Origin of the sequence: Streptomyces sp. JJ36, assembly GCF_021696945.1 — a bacterium.
Taxonomy (GTDB): Bacteria; Actinomycetota; Actinomycetes; order Streptomycetales; family Streptomycetaceae; genus Streptomyces.
This window is the reverse complement of record NZ_JACYHE010000027.1, coordinates 27103-46065: the sequence shown is the minus strand read 5'-3', so window position 1 is coordinate 46065 and position 18963 is coordinate 27103. Positions and strand designations below refer to the sequence as shown.

General features: G+C 74.1%; 16 protein-coding genes. 7 read left to right on the top strand and 9 right to left on the bottom strand.

The window, feature by feature from the left end; genetic code table 11:
* Positions 1 to 63: 63 nt before the first annotated feature.
* Genes HOY81_RS13265 through HOY81_RS13255 form a run of 3 tightly spaced genes read left to right on the top strand, consistent with a single transcriptional unit; the run spans position 64 to position 3004 of the window.
* Positions 64 to 1203, top strand: a complete 1140-nt coding sequence (locus HOY81_RS13265; RefSeq protein ID WP_237320530.1) for a 5-(carboxyamino)imidazole ribonucleotide synthase — start codon at positions 64 to 66, stop codon at positions 1201 to 1203.
* 53 nt (positions 1204 to 1256) lie between these two features.
* On the top strand, positions 1257 to 1763 hold the full coding sequence (purE, locus tag HOY81_RS13260) for a 5-(carboxyamino)imidazole ribonucleotide mutase (protein ID WP_237320549.1): 507 nt from the start codon (positions 1257 to 1259) through the stop codon (positions 1761 to 1763).
* A complete protein-coding gene (locus tag HOY81_RS13255) occupies positions 1760 to 3004 on the top strand; it encodes a dipeptidase (protein WP_237320529.1) in 1245 nt (414 codons plus the stop codon). Before purE ends, HOY81_RS13255 begins: the two co-directional genes overlap by 4 nt.
* 193 nt (positions 3005 to 3197) lie before the next feature.
* On the opposite strand, the gene HOY81_RS13250 is transcribed toward HOY81_RS13255, so the two are convergent.
* Positions 3198 to 3734 carry a DUF1772 domain-containing protein gene (locus HOY81_RS13250; RefSeq protein ID WP_237320528.1) on the bottom strand — a complete coding sequence of 179 codons (537 nt, stop codon included), beginning with the start codon at positions 3732 to 3734 and terminating at the stop codon, positions 3198 to 3200.
* Positions 3735 to 4145: 411 nt separating this feature from the next.
* Here HOY81_RS13250 and HOY81_RS13245 point away from each other — a divergent pair, with 411 nt between their 5' ends.
* A complete protein-coding gene (locus HOY81_RS13245) occupies positions 4146 to 5498 on the top strand; it encodes a UDP-glucose/GDP-mannose dehydrogenase family protein (RefSeq protein WP_237320527.1) in 1353 nt (450 codons plus the stop codon).
* A gap of 274 nt (positions 5499 to 5772) precedes the next feature.
* Here the strand turns inward: HOY81_RS13245 and HOY81_RS13240 are convergent, their stop codons facing one another.
* Positions 5773 to 6315 (bottom strand): CGNR zinc finger domain-containing protein, encoded by a 543-nt coding sequence (locus HOY81_RS13240; RefSeq protein WP_237320526.1) that lies wholly within the window; start codon positions 6313 to 6315, stop codon positions 5773 to 5775.
* Positions 6316 to 6414: 99 nt separating this feature from the next.
* On the opposite strand from HOY81_RS13240, the gene HOY81_RS13235 reads away from it, so the two are divergent.
* On the top strand, positions 6415 to 6783 hold the full coding sequence (locus HOY81_RS13235) for a VOC family protein (protein ID WP_237320525.1): 369 nt from the start codon (positions 6415 to 6417) through the stop codon (positions 6781 to 6783).
* Here HOY81_RS13235 and HOY81_RS13230 read toward each other — a convergent pair.
* Together HOY81_RS13230 and HOY81_RS13225 are read right to left on the bottom strand one after the other, a co-directional pair.
* Positions 6738 to 8123: a glycosyltransferase family 4 protein gene (locus HOY81_RS13230; RefSeq protein WP_237320548.1), complete on the bottom strand. Its 1386-nt coding sequence runs from the start codon at positions 8121 to 8123 to the stop codon at positions 6738 to 6740. The genes HOY81_RS13235 and HOY81_RS13230 overlap by 46 nt on opposite strands.
* A 159-nt stretch (positions 8124 to 8282) precedes the next feature.
* A complete protein-coding gene (locus HOY81_RS13225) occupies positions 8283 to 9509 on the bottom strand; it encodes an LCP family protein (protein ID WP_237320524.1) in 1227 nt (408 codons plus the stop codon).
* A gap of 105 nt (positions 9510 to 9614) precedes the next feature.
* On the opposite strand from HOY81_RS13225, the gene HOY81_RS13220 reads away from it, so the two are divergent.
* Positions 9615 to 10190, top strand: coding sequence for an acyl-CoA thioesterase (locus HOY81_RS13220; RefSeq protein ID WP_237320523.1), 576 nt, complete (start codon positions 9615 to 9617; stop codon positions 10188 to 10190).
* 15 nt (positions 10191 to 10205) lie between these two features.
* Here HOY81_RS13220 and HOY81_RS13215 read toward each other — a convergent pair whose 3' ends face one another.
* Positions 10206 to 10769 carry a TIGR03086 family metal-binding protein gene (locus HOY81_RS13215; RefSeq protein WP_237320522.1) on the bottom strand — a complete coding sequence of 188 codons (564 nt, stop codon included), beginning with the start codon at positions 10767 to 10769 and terminating at the stop codon, positions 10206 to 10208.
* A 335-nt stretch (positions 10770 to 11104) separates the two neighbouring features.
* Positions 11105 to 12544 (bottom strand): LCP family protein, encoded by a 1440-nt coding sequence (locus HOY81_RS13210; protein WP_237320521.1) that lies wholly within the window; start codon positions 12542 to 12544, stop codon positions 11105 to 11107.
* A gap of 246 nt (positions 12545 to 12790) precedes the next feature.
* Between HOY81_RS13210 and HOY81_RS13205 the strand changes: the two genes are divergently transcribed.
* Entirely contained in the window at positions 12791 to 13813 is a 1023-nt protein-coding gene (locus HOY81_RS13205) for a glycosyltransferase family 2 protein (RefSeq protein ID WP_308341001.1), read from the top strand.
* 70 nt (positions 13814 to 13883) lie between these two features.
* On the opposite strand, the gene HOY81_RS13200 is transcribed toward HOY81_RS13205, so the two are convergent.
* From HOY81_RS13200 to HOY81_RS13190, 3 genes are all read right to left on the bottom strand, one after another.
* Positions 13884 to 15599 (bottom strand): LCP family protein, encoded by a 1716-nt coding sequence (locus HOY81_RS13200; protein WP_237320520.1) that lies wholly within the window; start codon positions 15597 to 15599, stop codon positions 13884 to 13886.
* An 84-nt stretch (positions 15600 to 15683) separates the two neighbouring features.
* Complete coding sequence (locus tag HOY81_RS13195; protein ID WP_237320519.1) at positions 15684 to 17417, bottom strand: LCP family protein; 1734 nt, start codon at positions 17415 to 17417, stop codon at positions 15684 to 15686.
* A 119-nt stretch (positions 17418 to 17536) separates the two neighbouring features.
* Positions 17537 to 18877: an LCP family protein gene (locus HOY81_RS13190; RefSeq protein ID WP_237320518.1), complete on the bottom strand. Its 1341-nt coding sequence runs from the start codon at positions 18875 to 18877 to the stop codon at positions 17537 to 17539.
* Positions 18878 to 18963: the final 86 nt, after the last annotated feature.

Below are 18963 nucleotides of genomic sequence, written 5' to 3'. Positions count from 1 at the left end.
GATCATCGTAGCGGGTGGACGGCGGGCGTGGCCGGTTCCGGACGTGTGGATAGTCTGGAGAACGTGACGTTCCCGGTTGTCGGCATGGTCGGCGGCGGTCAGCTCGCTCGTATGACGCACGAGGCGGGCATCCCGCTCGGCATCAGGTTCAAGCTTCTCGCTGGTTCTCCCCAGGAGTCCGCGGCGCAGGTGGTCGGTGACGTGGTCCTGGGCGACCACCGCGATCTGGCCACCCTGCGCGACTTCGCGCGCGGCTGCGACGTGGTCACCTTCGACCACGAGCACGTGCCCACCGAGCACCTCCGGGCGCTGGAGGCGGACGGCGTGCCCGTCCGCCCCGGCCCGGACGCGCTCGAGCACGCCCAGGACAAGGGGGTGATGCGGGCCCGGCTGGACGCCCTCGGGGTGCCCTGCCCCCGGCACCGCATCGTGCGCGACGCGGAGGACGTGGCGCGCTTCGCCGCCGAGGGAGACGGCTTCCCCGTGGTGCTCAAGACGGTCCGCGGCGGCTACGACGGGAAGGGCGTCTGGCTGGTGCACGGCACCGAGGACGCCGCCGAACCGTTCCGCGCCGGGGTGCCGGTGCTCGCCGAGGAGAAGGTGGACTTCGTACGCGAGCTGGCCGCCAACGTGGTCCGCTCCCCGCACGGGCAGGCCGTCGCCTACCCGGTGGTGGAGTCCCTCCAGGTGGACGGCGTCTGCGACACGGTGATCGCCCCCGCCCCCGGGCTGCGTGCCGGGCAGGCCGCCGCGGCCCAGGAGCTGGCCCTGAAGATCGCCGCCGAACTGGAGGTCGTCGGGCACCTCGCGGTGGAGCTCTTCGAGACCCGGGACGGCCGGGTGCTCGTCAACGAGCTCGCCATGCGCCCGCACAATTCCGGCCACTGGACCCAGGACGGCGCCGTCACCTCGCAGTTCGCCAACCACGTGCGGGCCGTGCTCGACCTGCCCCTCGGCGACCCGCACCCGCGTGCCCGCTGGACGGTCATGGCCAACGTCCTGGGCGGCGACTACCCGGACATGTACGCCGCCTACCTGCACTGCATGGCCCGCGACCCGCAGCTCAAGATCCACATGTACGGCAAGGACGTGAAGCCGGGCCGCAAGGTCGGGCACGTCACCACCTACGGCGACGACCTGGCCGACGTGCGTGAGCGCGCCGCCCACGCCGCCGGCTATCTGCGAGGGACGATCCAGGAGTGACCGCATCCGCCGCCCCGGGGCCCGGAGCCCCGTCGCCCGCCGTCGGCATCGTCATGGGCTCCGACTCCGACTGGCCCGTGATGGAGGCCGCCGCCAAGGCGCTGGACGAGTTCGAGGTGCCCTACGAGGTGGACGTCGTCTCCGCGCACCGCATGCCGCGTGAGATGGTCGCCTACGGTGAGGACGCCGCCGACCGCGGCCTTCGGGCGCTCATCGCCGGGGCGGGTGGCGCGGCCCATCTGCCGGGCATGCTCGCCTCCGTGACCCCGCTGCCGGTCATCGGCGTCCCGGTGCCCCTGAAGCACCTGGACGGCATGGACTCGCTGCTCTCCATCGTGCAGATGCCCGCGGGCGTCCCGGTCGCCACCGTCTCGGTGGGCGGCGCCCGGAACGCCGGGCTGCTCGCCGTCCGGCTCCTCGCCGCGCACGACCCGGAGCTGCGGGACCGCATGCGCACCTTCCAGCAGGAGCTGAACGAACAGGCCACCGAGAAGGGCCGGCGGCTGCGCAGCAAGCTGGCCGCGGGCGCGGAGGGCTTCGGCTTCGGGGGCGGCCGGTGACCGCCGCACCGGCCGGGGAACGCCTGGAGGAGGCCCGCGCGCTGCTCGCCGAGTACCCGGTGGTGGACGGGCACAACGACCTGCCCTGGGCGCTGCGCGAGCAGGTGGCGTACGACCTGGACCGGCGGGACATCGCCGCCGACCAGTCCGCCCGGCTGCACACCGACCTGCCGCGGCTGCGGGCCGGCGGCGTGGGCGCGCAGTTCTGGTCGGTCTACGTGCGCACGGACCTGACCGGCGACAGCGCGGTGAGCGCCACCCTGGAACAGATCGACGTGGTCCGGCAGCTCGTCGACCGCTACCCGCGTGACCTGCGGCCCGCCGTCACCGCCGACGACATGGAGGCCGCCCGGTCCGAGGGGCGCATCGCCTCGCTGCTGGGCGCCGAGGGCGGGCACTCCATCGCCAACTCCCTCGCCACGCTGCGCGCCTTCCGGGAGCTCGGCGTGCGCTACCTGACGCTCACCCACAACGACACCCTCGACTGGGCGGACTCGGCGACCGACGCACCCCGGCACGGCGGCCTCACCCGCTTCGGCGAGGAGGTGGTGCGGGAGATGAACCGGTGCGGCATGCTCGTCGACCTCTCCCACGTCGCCGCCTCGACCATGCGGGACGCGCTGCGGGTCACCGAGGCGCCGGTGCTCTTCTCGCACTCCTCGGCCCGCGCCGTCTGCGACCACCCGCGGAACATCCCGGACGACGTGCTGGAGCTGCTGCCGGGCAACGGCGGCGTGGCCATGGTCACCTTCGTGCCCAAGTTCGTGCTGCCGGAGGCCGTCGCCTGGACGGCGGCCGCCGACGAGAACATGCGCGCCCACGGGCTGCACCCGCTGGACGGCACGGCCGAGGGCATGAAGGTCCAGCGCGCGTACGAGGCGGCGAACCCGCGTCCGGTGGCCACCGTCGCCACGGTCGCCGACCACCTGGACCACATGCGGGAGGTCGCCGGCATCGACCACCTCGGCATCGGCGGCGACTTCGACGGGACGGCGTTCACCCCGGCGGGGCTGGAGGACGTGGCCGGCTACCCGAACCTCGTCGCCGAGCTGCGGCACCGCGGCTGGTCCCGCGCCGACCTCGCCAAGCTGACCTGGCAGAACGCCGTGCGGGTGGTGCGCGACGCGGAGGCCGTCTCCGCCGACCTGCGGAGGCGGCGCGGGCCGTCCGTGGCGACGATCGGCGTGCTGGACGGTGAGCAGTCCGGGGACGGCCCGTCCGGCGGCGACGGCACGGCCTGACCGCCACCCGGGCGTCCGGGTTCGCTGCCGGGTGAGCGTGCGCGCGGGTACCTGAAAGCGCCCGCGTGCCGGGCCGTCCGGGCCGGCTGCCGAGGGGGCCCGCGTGCCGGGCCGTCCGAGGGCGAGCGTGTGGCCGGCCCTCCGGGGTCGCTGTCCGGGGTGCGGACGCGGCGGCGGCCGCCGCGCCCGTACGTCAGCCCGACGCCTGGCCGTGCAGCACCAGGGCGTGGGCCAGGGCGCCCAGCGCGGCCGTGCACAGCAGCGTGCGTACGGCGTTCCAGCGGGCCCAGGCCGGCCGGAACGCCTCCCGGGCGGCCTCCGCGGCCTCCGCGGGGTCCCCCGCCTGCGCGGCGTGCCCGGACTCCCCGGTCGCCGGGCGGGCCGCTTCCAGGGCGTCGTTGAGCGGCACGTTCCAGCGGAAGGTGACCACCAGGCTGGCCGCGTAGAGCACGAACCCGGTGAGGGCCCAGGGCACCACCCGCTCCCCGTCGCCGGCCAGGTGCAGCGCGGCGGCCGCCGCGGTCGCCACGGCGGCCCCGGCGAAGGCGAGCGCGAACCAGCCGTTGAGAATGCGCACGTTGATCCCCTGCATCGCGGTGACGAAGGTCCGTGCCCCGCCCTGGTCCAGCCCGGGCAGCACGGCGATGGAGAAGGCGAAGTAGAGCCCGGCCATCAGCCCGGTGAGCAGCACCGCCGCCACCAGTGCCAGCTCCTGAAGCGCCGTCAGCATCCGGGCCACCCCTCCGTCGTTCCGGGGGCCCGGCGGACGCCGCGCCCGCGTGCAGTCAACCGGACACCGGGCCCCGGGCCAAGCGGTCCGGGCGCGTACCACCCGCGGCCCGTCCCGAGGGTCACACGGGTGGCGGTGCCGGGCCCGGGCACCCCACCCGTGTGTCGCCCCGGACCCGGGGCCGGGCGCCGCCGCTCCACCCTGCGGGAGATCGACTTCGGCGTGGTGCGGGACCACGAGCGGTGCCCCCGCCGCGACCGGCGCTGAGCCGGCGGCGCCGCGGAGGCTCCCCGGGAGCGGCCCGGCCCTGCCCGGCATGCGTGAGCTTCTCTGCGCGGGCGCGCGGTTATGCTCACGGTCAGCGTACGTACAGATCCGTACACGCGTGCCCGGAGCGAGCAGGAGCAGCACATGGCCCAGACGGCCCCGCCCAGGATCACCGTGATCGGCACCGGCTACCTCGGCGCCACCCACGCGGCCGCCATGGCCGACCTCGGTTTCGAGGTGCTCGGCCTGGACGTGCTGCCCGAGAAGGTGGAGATGCTCGGCCGGGGCGAGGTCCCGATGTACGAGCCGGGGCTGGAGGAGCTGCTGAGCCGGCATGTCGACGGCCTGCCGGGCGCCTCGGGCCGGCTGCGCTTCACCACCTCCTACGAGGAGGTGGCGGACTTCGGCGACGTGCACTTCGTGTGTGTGAACACGCCGCAGAAGCACGGCGAGTACGCCTGCGACATGAGCTACGTGGACGCCGCCGTGGAGTCGCTGGCGCCGCTGCTGCGCCGGCCCGCCCTGGTGGTCGGCAAGTCCACGGTGCCGGTGGGCAGCGCGGACCGGCTCGCGGACCGGCTGGCCGAGCTGGCGCCCGTGGGGGAGGACGCGGAGCTGGCCTGGAACCCGGAGTTCCTCCGCGAGGGCTTCGCGGTGCAGGACACGCTGCACCCCGACCGCATCGTGGCGGGGGTGCGCAGCGAGGCCGCGGAGACCCGGCTGCGGGAGGTCTACGCCCGGCCGATCGCGGAGGGCTCCCCGTTCGTGGTGACCGACTTCCCCACCGCCGAGCTGGTCAAGGCGTCCGCCAACTCCTTCCTGGCGACCAAGATCTCCTTCATCAACGCCATGGCCGAGGTGTGCGAGGCCGCCGACGGCGACGTGGTGAAGCTGGCCGAGGCGATCGGGTACGACGACCGGATCGGCCGCAAGTTCCTCCGGGCCGGGATCGGCTTCGGCGGCGGCTGCCTGCCCAAGGACCTGCGGGCCTTCATGGCGCGCGCCGGGGAGCTGGGCGCCGACCAGGCGCTGACCTTCCTCCGGGAGATCGACTCGATCAACATGCGCCGCCGGGTGCACATGGTGGAGCTGACCCGGCAGGCGGTCGGCGGCGGCCTGCTGGGCAAGCGGATCGGCGTGCTCGGTGCCAGCTTCAAGCCGGACTCCGACGACGTACGGGACTCGCCGGCGCTGAACGTCGCCGGGCAACTGCACCTCCAGGGGGCGCAGGTCACCGTCTACGACCCGAAGGGGATGGAGAACGCCCGTTCGCTCTTCCCGACCCTGGCGTACGCGCCGAGCGCGGTGGAGGCGGTGCGCGGCGCGGACGTGGTGCTGCACCTGACGGAGTGGCGCGAGTTCAAGGAGCTGGACCCGGCGGTGCTGGGCGAGGCGGTCGCCGTACGCCACCTGCTGGACGGCCGGAACACGCTGGACCCGGCCCTGTGGCGCAAGGCGGGCTGGACCTTCCGCGCCCTGGGCCGCCCGACGGCCTGAAGCTCCCGGCGGTCCGGGGCCGGTGCATCGAGCCTCCCGCCGTCTCCGTGCCCCGGCGGGGCGCGCACCGGCGGCCCGGACCCCGCGCTCGGGTCGCCGGCCCCGGGCGGTGACGGCGCGGCCACCGGTGGCGCAGGCGACCGCCTGCGGTGACCGCCGGCCCGGCCCCGCGCCCGACCCGGCCGGGGCCGGTGCGCCTCCATGGCGGGAGCGCCGGTCCCGCTACGGGCGGCGCTCCGTTTCCGGTGGCCCGCCCGGTCGGCCGCGGCGCCGGTCAGCCGCGGCGCGCCCGGTAGGCGCGCATCTTCGCGCGGCTGCCGCACACCGCCATCGAGCACCAGCGGCCGCGCCCCGCCGGGCTGCGGTCGTAGAAGGCCCACCGGCAGTCCGCCGCCTCGCAGGCCTTCAGCCGCTGCCAGTCGCCCGCGGCGCTCGCCTCGGCGATGCCCGCCGCGATGTGCGCGGTGAGGCCGGCGGCGCCGGTGAGGCCCGCCGTGGGCCGGAGCTGGGCACCGCCCGCCGCGTCCACCTCCAGCACCAGCGGCGCCCCGGCCAGCAGCCCGGCCAGCGCCGTGCGCTCCGCGGGCGGGACCTCGGTGCCCGCGTGTGCCCGGCAGGCCGCGCGCAGCGCCTCGCGGAGGGTGCGGAGGGCGGGCAGGTCCGCCGCTCCGACGCCCAGCTCCGCCAGACCGTTCCGCCGCGCGAAGGCGGCGAGGTCCTCCGCGGTGGAGAGCGCGTCCCGGCCGGTCTCCACGTCCAGCGTGTTCACCAGCTCCTGCACCAGTGCGATCGACTCCGGTGCGGTCCGCTCTCCCATGCTTGCCACGTTACCGGCGCCGGGGCATCATGAGGTAACGCCGTTACCTCATGAGGGGGTATAGCGGTAACCCCGCCCGGAACCAGGAAAGGGAACACCATGGCCATCGCCACCATGGGCGTCACCGTGCTCGACTGCCCCGACCCCAAGTCCCTCGCCGAGTTCTACGCCGCGGTGCTCGACTGGCGGGTCGAGGGCGAGGGGCGCTGGTACGAGGCCGTCGGGCCGCAGGGCCGGCAACTCGCCTTCCAGGAGGCGCCCGGCATGGTGCCGCCGCAGTGGCCGAGCGAGGAGCACTCGCAACAGCTCCACCTGGACCTCGACGTGCCCCGGGACCGGCTCGACGAGGCCGAGCGGGAGGTGCTGCGGCTCGGTGCCCGGCTGCTCCAGGGCGACGACGGCGGCCGGCTCGACTTCCGGGTCTACCTCGACCCGGCCGGCCACCCCTTCTGTCTCTGCGCCTGCTGACCCGTGCGCACCCGGGGCCTCCCGGGCGCGGCGGCGCGGGGGCTCTGCGCCTGCCGCGCCGCCGCGCCGCGGGACCGCTCCCGGCGTGCGCGGCGGGCGGTGTCCCACAGGTCGTACGCGTGCCGGAAGGCGGCGCCGCGGGAGCGGTGCAGCGTGCCCCGCAGGGAGGCACGGCGGCGGGCCGAACGCCCGCCGGCGGCCAGCTCGGCGAAGAGCACGGAGTAGCGCTCGGCGATGCCCGCCGGGTCGAAACGCTCGGCGTGGGCGAGGGCCGCCCGCCCCATGCGCTGCCGGAGCGCGTCGTCGCCGGTCAGCCGCAGCAGCCCGGCCGCCACGGCGTCCGCGTCGTCCACCGGCACCAGCAGCCCGTCCTCGCCGTGCCGGATGATCTCGGCGGGCCCGTGCGGGCAGCGCGTGGCCACCACCGGCAGCCCGCAGCGCATCGCCTCCACGATGGTCATGCCGAACGCCTCCACCCGGGAGGTGCTCACCCCGACGGAGCCCTGCACCCACTCCGGCTCCAGCGGGGTGACCACGCCCTTCAGCTGGGCGCGCCCCCGCAGCCCGAGCTCCTCGACGAGGGCCCGCAGCCGGGCGCGTTCCGGGCCCCGGCCGTAGATCCGCAGCCCCCAGTCCGGGCGCTCCGGGGCCACCCGGGCGAAGGCCCGCAGCAGCAGGTCGTACCGCTTGGCGGGCACCAGCCGCCCGGCGGCGACGATCCAGCGCCCGGTGCCGTCCGCGGGCGGCACCTCCGGCGCGGGAACCGGATTGGGCACCGACTCCACCCGTACGCCGCGCAGCGCCATCCGCCGGCGGAAGTCCCGGGCGTCGGCCTCGGTGACCGTCACGACCGCGTCGAGCTGCGGGCAGACGTCCCGCAGCATCATCCGCGCCCCGCGTGTCTGCGCGGCCAGCGGCGCGTGCTGCTGGCCCACCAGCAGCGGCCCGCGGCCGCCCGCGGCCAGGGCCGTGAGCTGCGCGTTCAGCCCGGGCCGGGTGCCGACCACCACGTCCGCCTCGCTCTCCCGGAGCCAGCCCGCGATCCGCCAGTCGGTCAGCGCGCTGTACGCCGAGCTGCACCCGTCCGCCCGTGGGAAGAGCCGGGAGGGGCAGTAGTGCTCCGGCTCGGCGCCGTCGTACTCCGGGCTCTCCTCGCGCAGGTCCACCAGGTGGTCGAGCCGCACCTTCGGGCCGGGGTCGAAGGCCGGCTCGTCGCGGTGGCGGAAGACCGAGACGATCTCCACGTCGTGGTGTTCGGCCAGGGCGCGCGCCAGGGTGAAGGTGGTGCGGATCGTCCCGCCCACGCCGTAGCCGTAGTGGAGCAGAAAGGAGATGTGCACGCCGGTGCCCCGTCCTCGTGGTTCACGTGCCTCGTGCTGCTGGACCGTCGTGCTCAGCATGCGACAGAACGGGGCACACCGCCCGCCGGGAGCCGCCGGCAGCGGGACCCGCGGGCAGCGGGAGCCGCGGCCGCCCTCCGTCCCGGCCGGGCGGCCGGGTCACTCGGTGACGGTCACCTTCTCGTCCGCCTTGAGCTGGGAGACGAGCTGCTTGACCTTCGCCATGTCCCACTTGAGCGAGCCGCCGGGCGCGCTGCCCGCGATGGGCATGTTCATGGAGGTGCCCTCGCCGCTGGTGATGCCCTTCATCGCCCAGAACATCGAGGCCAGGTCCCACAGGCTCATGTCCTCGTCGACGATGAGCGTGTCCAGACCGGCGCCCATGACGGGGTAGAGCCGGAACGGGTTCAGCACGGTCGCCGGGGTCGCGGTCTGGGAGGCGAGCGCGGACAGGAACTTCTGCTGGTTCTTGGTGCGCTCCAGGTCGCTGCCGGCCTCCTTGCGGTTGCGGACGAAGGCCAGCGCCTCCTCGCCGTTCAGCGTCTGCCGGCCCTTCTCGAAGTCGGCGCCCGAGTCCTTGTCCTTGATGTCCCGCGGGATGTCCATCTCGACGCCGCCGACCGCGTCCACGATGTTCGCGAAGCCGCCGAAGCCGATCTCCGCGTAGTGGTCGATCTTCAGGCCGGTGTTGTACTCCACGGTGCGGACCAGCAGCGTGGGGCCGTCTATCGCGTAGGCGGCGTTCAGCTTCGTCGCACCGCGGGCGGGGAAGTCCTTGCCGCTCTCCGAGCCGGTGAACGAGGGGATCGTCACATAGGAGTCGCGGGGGAGGCTGATCATGGTGTTCCCGTTGTCACCGACGTGCAGGATCATCATGGTGTCGGTGCGCTTGCCCTCGGCGGAGCCGGTGTGCAGCTTCTTCCGCTCCTCGGCGCTCAGGCCCTCCCGGCTGTCCGACCCGACGATGAGGTAGTTGGTGCCCTCGCCGCCCTCCGGGCGGTCCTGCACGATGCTCAGGTCCACCTCACGGCGCAGCTTGGAGTCCGCCCAGAAGTAGGTGCCCACGGACCACACCAGCACCACCACGAGCAGCGTGACGAGCCCCACCTTGGAACGCCGGCGCCAGTCCGGGCGGGCCCGGCCCCCGCCGTAGCCGTCGCCGTGCCCGCCGCCGTACACCCGGCCGTCGCTGTAGCCCGAGTCGTACGGCCCGGCGTCCGGGTGCCCCCCGGCGTAGGCGTCGTCGTACCCGCCTCTGGACTGCGGCGGCACGTCCGGGCGCCGCACCGGGCGCATCACACGGGCGCCCTCCGGCTCCGGCGCGGCGCTGCCGCGTCCGTACCGGTCGCGCGGTTCGTCGGTCCATCCGTCGGGCCACTGGTTCATGTCCGGCAGTGTGCCCGGCGCGGGTACCGCCACCACACCCCGGGGGCCGTATCGGGGCGAGGCTGTAGCAGACCTGTCGCAAAGCGGCCGGTTCGGGGCCCCGGAATGTCCGCGCATAAGGTGGTGGGCATGACCGACCAGGCCCATGCGGCGGAAGCCCCCCTTCCCGGCAAGCCGACCGCTGCCGCACGCACCACGCTCAGCCACATCATGACCGCCAACGACACCAACCTCCTCGGCACCGTGCACGGTGGCGTGATCATGAAGCTGGTCGACGACGCGGCCGGCGCCGTCGCCGGGCGGCACTCCGGTGGCCCGGCCGTCACCGCCTCCATGGACGAGATGGTCTTCCTGGAGCCGGTGCACGTCGGCGACCTGGTGCATGTGAAGGCACAGGTCAACTGGACCGGCCGGTCCTCGATGGAGGTCGGCGTCCGGGTGCTCGCCGAACGCTGGAACGAGGCCACCCCGGCCACCCGGGTCGGCAGCGCCTATCTGGTCTTCGCCGCGGTCGACGAGGAGGGCAGGCCGCGCCAGGTGCCCCCGGTCGTCCCGGAGACCGAGCAGGACAAACGCCGCTACCAGGAGGCCCAGATCCGCCGTACGCACCGGCTGGCCCGGCGCCGCGCCATCAAGGAGCTGCGCGACCGGCGCGCCGCCGAGGGGCGCGTCGAGAGCTGAGCCCCTGCGAGCGGCTCAGGGCTCCCGGCCGAGCAGGGCCACCAGCCGGTCCTGCGGGCTCGCGTCGGCGGGCACCTCGACCGGCGCGGCGAACATCCCGGTGCCCTCCCAGCTCGCCGCCTGCGGGGCGGTGCGGTCGTGCAGCTCACGGGCGAGCGCGTCCGGGATGTGCGGCGTGACGCCGATGCCCCGCGCGAGGTCCCAGCCGTGCACCGCCAGGTCGGTCGTCATCTGCCAGCCGTACTCGGCGGCCGGGATCTGCCCGCCGGTGACGTGCACCCGCTGGTCCAGCGCGCCCGGCCGGTGGAACGCCTCGCGGGACGCGGCGGACGCGCGCTCCCAGGCCGCCACGGGCTCGTCGCCCAGCACGTCGCCGTCGTAGCGGTCGCCGACCTGGGCGAGCGTCTCGCCGCGCAGCAGGTGCGGAGCCCAGAGGTGCTCGTTGGTCAGGTGGCTCACCAGGTCCCGTACGGACCACTCGGTGCAGGGCGTCCCGGCATGCCACTGCTCGGTGCCGACCCGGTGGACCAGACGGTCGAACTCGTCGAAAGCGGTGTCGAAAGCGTCAAGCAGTTCCATACGGCCATGGTGCGCCCCGCGGCCCTCCGGCGCCTCCGCGCATCCGGGGCCCGCGGCCGTTGCGGCGCTTCCGCCGCATCGGGGGCCCGCGACCGTCCCGCGCTTCCGTGCGTCCGGGCCCGGCGGCCGCTGCCCCGGGAGCTCCGCCTCCGGCGGGCCCGGTGCCCGGCTCCGGGGCGCCAGGGCCGGCAGCGCACACCGGCCGCACCGAACACCACCGGCACCACCGGCACCACCGGCACCACCGGCAGACCGAACAGCACCGGGGCGCCGCGCACGGGGACGGCGGCCCCTCCGTGGCCGCGCTCTGGGTACGCCGCTCCCGAGGGTGCGCCTCAGTCGCAGGTCGCGTGGTCGCCGGTGACCACCCGGAACTCCCGGTCCGTCCGCCCGGGGCCGCCCGCCGGGCCCGGGGCCGGGCCGTCCGTCCGTACCGCGTGCACCCGGTCGAAGTCCCGGCCCAGCGTCACCGTCATCGTCGGCCCGCGTCCCGCCTCCGGGCGCAGCTCGGCGTCCGGGAACGCGGCCTGCACCGTGCGTACCGACCGGTCCCAGCCGGGGTCGTAGGTGACGACCGTGTGGCGGTGGTCCTGGCGGGCGGCGTTCCGCGGGATGCCGGTGGTGCGGAACCCGGCCGCGCGCAGCGCCTGGTCCACCCGGTGCCCGAGGCCCGCCCGGTGGGTGCCGTTCTCCACCTGCACCCGGACGTGCTCCGGGGGGACCTCCACACCGCCCGGCTCCGCGCCCCGGCTGCCGCCGGGCCCGTCCGCCGGTCCGGAGTCGTCCGGCCGGGCGTCCCGGTGGGAGTTCCCGGGCGCCAGCGGCCGGTCGTCGCGGAGCGCGCCGAAGAGCCGCCGTGCCTCCCTGCGGTCCCAGCGGACCGTGGAGCCGAGGCCCCGCACCCGGTGGTCCGGGTCCGCGACCGGCACCGAGACGAACTCCGCGGAACCGGGGTCGAAGTCCCGCATCGCCTTCCCGAGCGCCACCATCTCGCTGGTGCCGAAGCCCTCGTCGGCCCGGACCGAGTCGAGCAGGGTGCGGGTCACCTCGTGGAACTTCACCGGGTTCGCCAGCACCTCGCCCTCCGTCGCCTTGTCGAGCACCGCGGCGATGAAGCGCTGCTGACGCCGCATCCGGCCGAAGTCGGAGTCGCCGCCGAGGTGCCGCGCCCGTACGTACGCCAGCGCCTGCGCGCCGTCCAGCGTCGAGGCGCCGGCCGGCAGGTCCAGTCCGGAGTACGGGTCCCGCAGCGGCTTCGTGGTGCACACCGGCACCCCGCCCAGCACGTCCACCGTGCGCAGGAAGCTGCTGAAGTCCACTTCCAGGTAGTGGTCGACGTGCACCCCGGTCAGGTCCTCGACGGTGCGCACGGTCAGGTGCGGGCCGCCGTGCGCGTAGGCGGAGTTGATCTTCGCCGGCACCGCCCTGTGGTGCTTCCCCGTGCCGGGGTCGGTGTGCGGCGGCAGGCGGACGAAGGAGTCCCGCGGGATGCTGACGACGCTGAGCCGCTCCCGGTCCTCCGAGACGTGCACCAGCATCAGCGTGTCGGTGCAGTCGCAGGACTCCCCGCCGAGGCGGTGCCGCTGCCGCTGCTCCTCGCTCAGCTCGTGGCGGTCGTCGACGCCGACCACCAGGAAGTTGAGCCCGTCCGAGGCCGCCGGCCGGCCGGTGAGCCCGGCGAACGGGTCGAGGCGCCGCAACCCGCCTTCCAGGCCCACCACCAGCGCGTGGCCCACCCCGCTGGCGAGCAGTACCAGCGCGGAGGCGCCCGTCACGATCCGCAGCCCCCACCGGGGCCGCCGGCCGCGGGAGGAGGGCCGCCCCGGCGGGGGCCGCCGCCCTGCCGGGCGGGAACGGGCTCGGGACGGTACGCGCACTGCGGGACCTCCACGCACACGGGGCGATGCTGCCCGGCACTGTAGGCACGTACGATCACCGGACCGGCGCCCCACGCCGGGCGGCCGGTGGTGGCACCCGGTCGGCGTGCGGGGGCGTCCCTCGATCGCGGTAACGTGGCGGCTGTGACTGGATCCGTACCCCCCGCCGTCTCCGTGATCATGCCGGTCCTCAACGAGGAGCGGCATCTCCGCAACGCCGTACGGCACATCCTCGACCAGGAGTACGCCGGCGAGCTGGAGGTGGTCATCGCCCTCGGCCCCTCGGAGGACCGCACGGACGAGATCGCCGCCGCGCTGGTGGCCGAGGACCCGCGGGTGCGCACCGTGCCGAACCCCACGGGCCGCACGCCCGCGGGGCTCAACGCGGCGATCCGCGCCTCCCGGCATCCGGTGGTGGTCCGGGTCGACGGGCACGGCATGCTCTCCCCGGACTACATCGCCACCGCGGTGCGACTGCTGGAGGAGACCGGCGCGGCGAACGTCGGCGGCCTCATGCACGCCGAGGGGGAGAACGACTGGGAGCGTGCGGTCGCCGCGGCCATGACCTCCCGGATCGGCGTGGGCAACGCCGCCTTCCACACCGGCGGCGAGGCCGGCCCGGCGGAGACGGTCTACCTGGGCGTGTTCCGGCGCGAGGTGCTGGAGCGCCAGGAGGGCTACAACGAGGAGTTCATCCGGGCGCAGGACTGGGAGCTGAACTTCCGTATCCGCGAGGCGGGCGGGCTGATCTGGTTCTCGCCCGAGCTGCGGGTCTCCTACCGCCCGCGGCCGAGCGTCCGGGCGCTCGCCCTGCAGTACCGCAACTACGGGCGGTGGCGGCACGTCGTGGCCCGCTACCACGCCGGCTCGATCAACCTCCGCTATCTGGCGCCGCCCACCGCGCTGTGCGCGATCGCGGCCGGGGCGGTGCTGGGCGTGGCCGTGACGCCCTGGGCGTTCGCGGTGCCGGCCGCGTATCTGGCCGCCATCACCGCCGGTTCGGTCCCGGCCGGCCGGGGCCTGCCGTTCCGTGCCCGGATACGGGTGCCGGTGGCGCTGGCGACGATGCACATGTCCTGGGGCTGGGGCTTCCTGACCAGCCCGCGGAAGCTGGCCCGCAAGGTGATCGCGAGCCGGCGCACCGGCGTGGCGGCGCCCACCGGCTGACCCCGGGTGCCGGGCCGCCGTGGTGCCGGCCCGGCGCGGGCCGGACCGGCACGGAGCGACTACGGACGTGTCACCACACGTTGTTCGGGTTGACGTGCATGCACTTCTCCTCGTTGCCGCTCAGCGGGTCGGCGCTCTCCGGCGCCTTGTTGTCGGCGGTGTCGCCGTTCCCGCCGTTCCCGCCGGTCTCCTCACCGCCGTCGCCGGAGGCGGGGTAGGCAGAGCCCGAACGCCAGTCCGCGCCCACCACGAGTGCGATGCCGTCGACCGCAGAGGAGTGCCTGACCCGGCTCTCCGGCAGGCCGAGGGACTCGGCCACCGCCAGCGCGTCGCCGTGCTGGTCGGGCGCGGCGTACCGGATGACGGTGTCCACCTGGGACTTGGGTGTCGCGTCGGCGACGGCCTGGGCGAAGCCGTCCTGTTCCAGCACGCCCGCCACCTCGGCCGCGCGGCCGTTCACCGGGGCCTGCGCCGCCGTGCCGGTGCCGTTCAGTACCCGTACCGGGATGTCGGCCTTGGGAGCGGCCGGGTCGCGGGAGGCGTCGGCGCCGTCCTTCTCCGGCTTCCCCTCGTCCCGGCCGTCCAGTGCGATGTCCTGCCGGATCAGGGAGAACACCTGCTCGGCGTCGCCCGGCTTGGGCAGCACGTAGGTGCCGCCCTGCGAGTACTCCCACGGCATGGTGGTCATGGTGATGCGCTTGGTCGGGACCTTCTTGAGCTGGTTGCCGAGGTCGTAGAGCTTCTTGACGCTGCCCAGGCCGTGGTCGACGGTGAGCGCCTCGGTGGCGGCCTCGGCGAGCTGGCGCAGCTTGCCGGGGTCAGAGAGCTTGGTGCCCGCCTTGAGCTGCCGCACCATCGAGGCCATGTACATGTGCTGCGCCTTGGCCCGGCCTATGTCCGAGCCGTCCTCGAAGCCGTGCCGGGTGCGCAGCCACTGCAACGCCTGCTCGCCCTTGACGACGGTGGTGCCCTTCTCCAGGCGCAGCCCGGAGCGCTCGTCGTGGACGTTGGCGTCCACGCAGACCGGGACGCCGCCGACGGCGTCCGCCATGGCCACCACCCCGGCGAAGTCGACCATCATGAAGTGGTCGACGGGGATGCCGGTCAGCGCCTCCCAGGTGGCCACGGTGCAGCCGGGACCGCCGTGCTGCAGGCTGGAGTTGATCTTGGCGGTGGTCTCCGGGTACACCCGACCGTCGTCCGGGTCGGTGCACTTGGGGATGGTGACCCGGGTGTCGCGCGGTACGGAGACCACGGACATGTTGCTGCGGTCCGCCGAGAGGTGCAGCAGCATCTGCACGTCCGCCAGTGGCGGCCGGCCGCGGTCCGCGTGGGAACCGCCCAGTTCCACGTTCCGTTCGGAGTTCCGGGAGTCGGAGCCCAGCAGCAGGATGTTGAGCGGCCGCTGACCGGCGGCGTTGGGCGCGCTCTTGTCGAGCTTGTTGTCGCCGAGGTTGAGGGCGTCCTTGTCCAGGTTGTCGTTGAGGTGGTCCAGGTAGAGGTAGCCTGCGCCGGCCGTGCCGAGGACCAGCAGGGACAGGGCGAGGACCACCCAGCGGAGTATGCGGCGCCGCGGCCGCTTGCGGCGGGTGCGCGCCCCGCCCCGGGCCTTCCGGCCGTCGTCGCCGGTGCGGCGCTGTTCCGCGCCCGCGAGCCGGTCGTGGTCGCCGGAGCGCCGGCCCGGGGGACGCGGTTGCTCGTACAGGCTGTCGTCCCAGCCGCGTTCGCCGGCGGTGGGCGCATCCGGGCGTCCCCCGTCGCTACGGATGCCGTCCCGCTGCCGCACGAGACCTCCCGAGATCGCTGACGTCGAGCCTGCCGGCGGCCGGCGACCGGACCGGCAGGTGCTTGCTGTGTGTCGGCCGGAGGGTCACCCGGCGCAGACGCTCTTGTCGGCCGCGTTCATCTGCGGGACGTCCGGCGCCTTGTCCGGCGCGGCGATGGGCTCCCCGGCCGCGGTGAAGTCCGGGCCCAGGGTGAGCGTCATCGGTTCCTCCGGCCCGGCCTCGCCGGAACTCTTCTTGAGCGCGGAGTCCGGCAGACCCATCATCTCGGCGAGCGTCGCCGCCTGCCCGGCCTGGTTCGGGGCGTAGGAGAGCTGCGTCTTCCCGACCTTCTCCGCGGCGTTGCCCGCGTTGGTGGAGAGCGGCACGCCCTCGGTGTTCTGCAGCCAGGTGACGGTGGACTGGGCCGCCCCGATCGGGCCGCCGCCGTTGAGCACGTCCACCCGCACCTCGGAGGCCGGTGCCTTCTCGACCTGCTTCTTGTCCTTCTTGCCCTTCTTGTTCTTCTTGTTCTTCTCCGTCTCGGTGAGCGACTTGTCCTGCTGGATCATCTTGAAGACCGGCGTCGCCTTGGCCTCGTTGAGTATGACGGTGTTCGAGTTCTCCGGGTTGTCCAGCACCGGCGTGGTGAGGAAGGTGACGTTGTCGGTGTCGACCCGCCGCAGGTCCTTCGCCAGGTCGATCAGCTTCTTGACGGTGCCGATCCCGGTGTCCACGGTCAGCGCCGTGGTGGCGGCCTCGGAGAGGTCCCACAGCTTGCCCGGGTCGGTGAGGGTGTCGCTCGACTTCATCTTGCGGATCATCGAGCCGAGGAACTGCTGCTGGAGCTTGATGCGGTCCAGGTCGCTCTTGAAACCGACGGACTGCCGGGTCCTCACGAACGCCAGGGCCTGCTCGCCCTCGATGGTGTGCCGGCCGGCCGAGAGCTTGAGGTGCGACTTGGGGTCGTCGATGTCCTTGGCCACGCAGACCTCGACTCCGTCGATCGCCGAGGACAGGGTCTTGACGGCGTTGAAGTCCGCCATCATGAAGTGCTGGATCTCGACGCCCGTGAGCTGCTCTACGGTGTGCCAGGTGCAGCCTGGGTCACGGCCCCGCTGACCCAGGCTGGTGTTGAACCGGACGTTCTGCTCGCCCGGGATGATTTTGGAGGAACCGTCCTCCTGTTTGACCTTGCAGTCCGGGATGTCCGTGATGAGGTCCCGGGGAATGGACAGCACGGTGGCGTTGGAGCGGTCCTCGGAGACATGGAAGAGCAGCGTGGTGTCGGCGTGGCCGACGCTACCGGTGTCCCCGTAGCCCTTGTTGCCCTTGCCGGTTCGGCTGTCGGTGCCGATGAGCAGGATGTTCACCGGGCCGTCGGTGACCGCCGGGTTCTCCTCACCGACGTCGACCTTGTCGATGTTGTCGTTGAGCCGGTCCATCCACCAGTACGCGCCGGTACAGCCGGCGATCAGCAGCAGGCCCATGGTGCCGCCGCCCCAGCGCAGCACCCGCTTCTTCGCACTGGGCTTCGGCTTGGGCTTCCGGCGGCTGTGCCCGGCCCCCGTTGCGGAGGCGGCACCGCGCTGTGCCCGGCGGCCGCCTCGTTGCGCGGGCACACTCTGCTCGGTGCTCTCCGGGTGGCGCCGGGAGCTGCGAGGGGAGGTCTCTCTTCTCGGGTGCGGTGCGGTGCGGTGCTCGCTGCTGGGAGTCTGCGGACCCTGCGGGCCCTCCGCAGCAGGGTTCAGGCGCAGCTCGTAGCTGCCGGTGTCCGGGTTGAACACCCACTGATCCGCGGGATCGACGTCGCCCGCGTCCCGCCGGCCTTGCGCGTCCACGATTGCGAAAGTCCTCCATTGTGCGCTGGCGCCCCTCGGGGCGGACCGGATCGCTCACACTAGCCGCCGACTTCGCGGCGCGGCGATGCCGGTGCCACATTCCACTGGCTCAGAAGCGGTCAATTCCTCCCAATCGGCTCGCCCTCCGTGCTGCAGGTGTCCTGCGCGGCAGTCGTGCCACGGTAGGTCGGCTCCGTTACCGGCGTGTGACCGGGGGAGGAGCCGTCCCGCGGGGGTGTGGAGGGGGTGGCGGACTCCGGGGACGTGTCCGCCGCATCGGGAGACGGGCCGGCCGAGGGGCTGGTTCCGGGTGCGTGGCCGGCGGGCTGTGTGGTCCCGCCCACACGGACGGGGAGGTCGGCGCGGAGCTGCTCGAAGAGCCGGCGTGCGGCCGGCTGCACGAGCTCGTCCCGGTTCGGGTCCATCGAGTACGGCCGGCGGGGAACGGTCAGGAAACGCACCCCGCCGTCCGGTATGTCCCGCAGGTCCCGGGTGAGGTCGTAGAGTTCGCGCAGCGAGTCCAGCCCCGGGTCGGCCGTGACCGAGGAGGTGACCGCGTCCAGCACGGGGTACAGCTCGGTGGGGTTCGTCAGCGTCCCCTCGTCCCGCACCTTCCGTACCAGCGACCCCAGGAACTCCTGCTGGCGCTCCATCCGCTGGGTGTCGCTGCCGTCGAAGGCGTGGCGGGAGCGCACATAGCCGAGTGCCTGCTCGCCTGCGAGCACATGCCGCCCGGCGGTGAGGTCGAGTTGCGCGTCCTCGTCGTACACGTCGTGCGGGAGGCACACCTCCACCCCGCCCACGGCGTCCACCAGGTCCGTGAACCCGGTGAAGTCCACCACCAGATGGTGGTCGATCCGGATGCCGGTGAGCCGCTCCACCGTGCGGATCGTGCAGGCCGCGCCGCCGGCCTGGAAGGCCCAGTTGAACTGCGCGAACTGGGCGGTGCTGCGGCCCCCGTCGGGGGTGCGGCAGCTCGGGATGTCCACCATCAGGTCGCGGGGGAGCGAGACCGCGGTCGCCCCGGTCCGGTCCGCGGAGAGGTGCAGCAGGATGGTGGTGTCGGCCCGGGCGCCCTCCGTCCGGCCGTACTTGCCGTTCGCCCCGGCCCGGCTGTCCGAGCCCAGCAGCAGGATGTTCCGTGCCTCGCCCGCCTCGCCGGTGGCCGCGGCGGGCCGTTCCTCCTCGTGCCGGGCCAGCTCCTCGGCGGCCGCGGTGTCCGTACGGATGTTGCCGTCCAGCCGCTGGTAGAGCGTCCAGCCGGTCCCGGCGGCGGCGAGCACGAGCACCGAGGCGCCCAGCCCGGCCCAGCGAAGCCAGCGCCGCCGGCCGCGGGGACGGGGCGGGCCATCGGCGTCCGCGGTGTGCTCGGCGTCGCCGCTGCCGGCGGGTTCCGCGGTGTCGCCGACGTCGCCGCCGTCGGCGGCGGGCGTGCCGGATGCGGTCACGTCTGCGTCCATCCCTCGCGAGGTCCTCGGCCCGGGTGCCCACCCGCCCCTGCCGCGTCGTCGCGGGACCGGGTGGTGCCCGTGCACGGGTGGGACGG

Excerpts from the sequence above, each read along its gene's own strand:
- purE (WP_237320549.1), top strand. The coding sequence starts at position 1,257 with ATGGGCTCCGACTCCGACTGGCCCGTGATGGAGGCCGCCGCCAAGGCG.
- HOY81_RS13250 (WP_237320528.1), bottom strand. The coding sequence starts at position 3,734 with ATGCTGACGGCGCTTCAGGAGCTGGCACTGGTGGCGGCGGTGCTGCTC.
- HOY81_RS13245 (WP_237320527.1), top strand. The coding sequence starts at position 4,146 with ATGGCCCAGACGGCCCCGCCCAGGATCACCGTGATCGGCACCGGCTAC.
- HOY81_RS13240 (WP_237320526.1), bottom strand. The coding sequence starts at position 6,315 with ATGGGAGAGCGGACCGCACCGGAGTCGATCGCACTGGTGCAGGAGCTG.
- HOY81_RS13235 (WP_237320525.1), top strand. The coding sequence starts at position 6,415 with ATGGCCATCGCCACCATGGGCGTCACCGTGCTCGACTGCCCCGACCCC.
- HOY81_RS13225 (WP_237320524.1), bottom strand. The coding sequence starts at position 9,509 with ATGAACCAGTGGCCCGACGGATGGACCGACGAACCGCGCGACCGGTAC.
- HOY81_RS13220 (WP_237320523.1), top strand. The coding sequence starts at position 9,615 with ATGTCCGCGCATAAGGTGGTGGGCATGACCGACCAGGCCCATGCGGCG.
- HOY81_RS13215 (WP_237320522.1), bottom strand. The coding sequence starts at position 10,769 with ATGGAACTGCTTGACGCTTTCGACACCGCTTTCGACGAGTTCGACCGT.
- HOY81_RS13190 (WP_237320518.1), bottom strand. The coding sequence starts at position 18,877 with ATGGACGCAGACGTGACCGCATCCGGCACGCCCGCCGCCGACGGCGGC.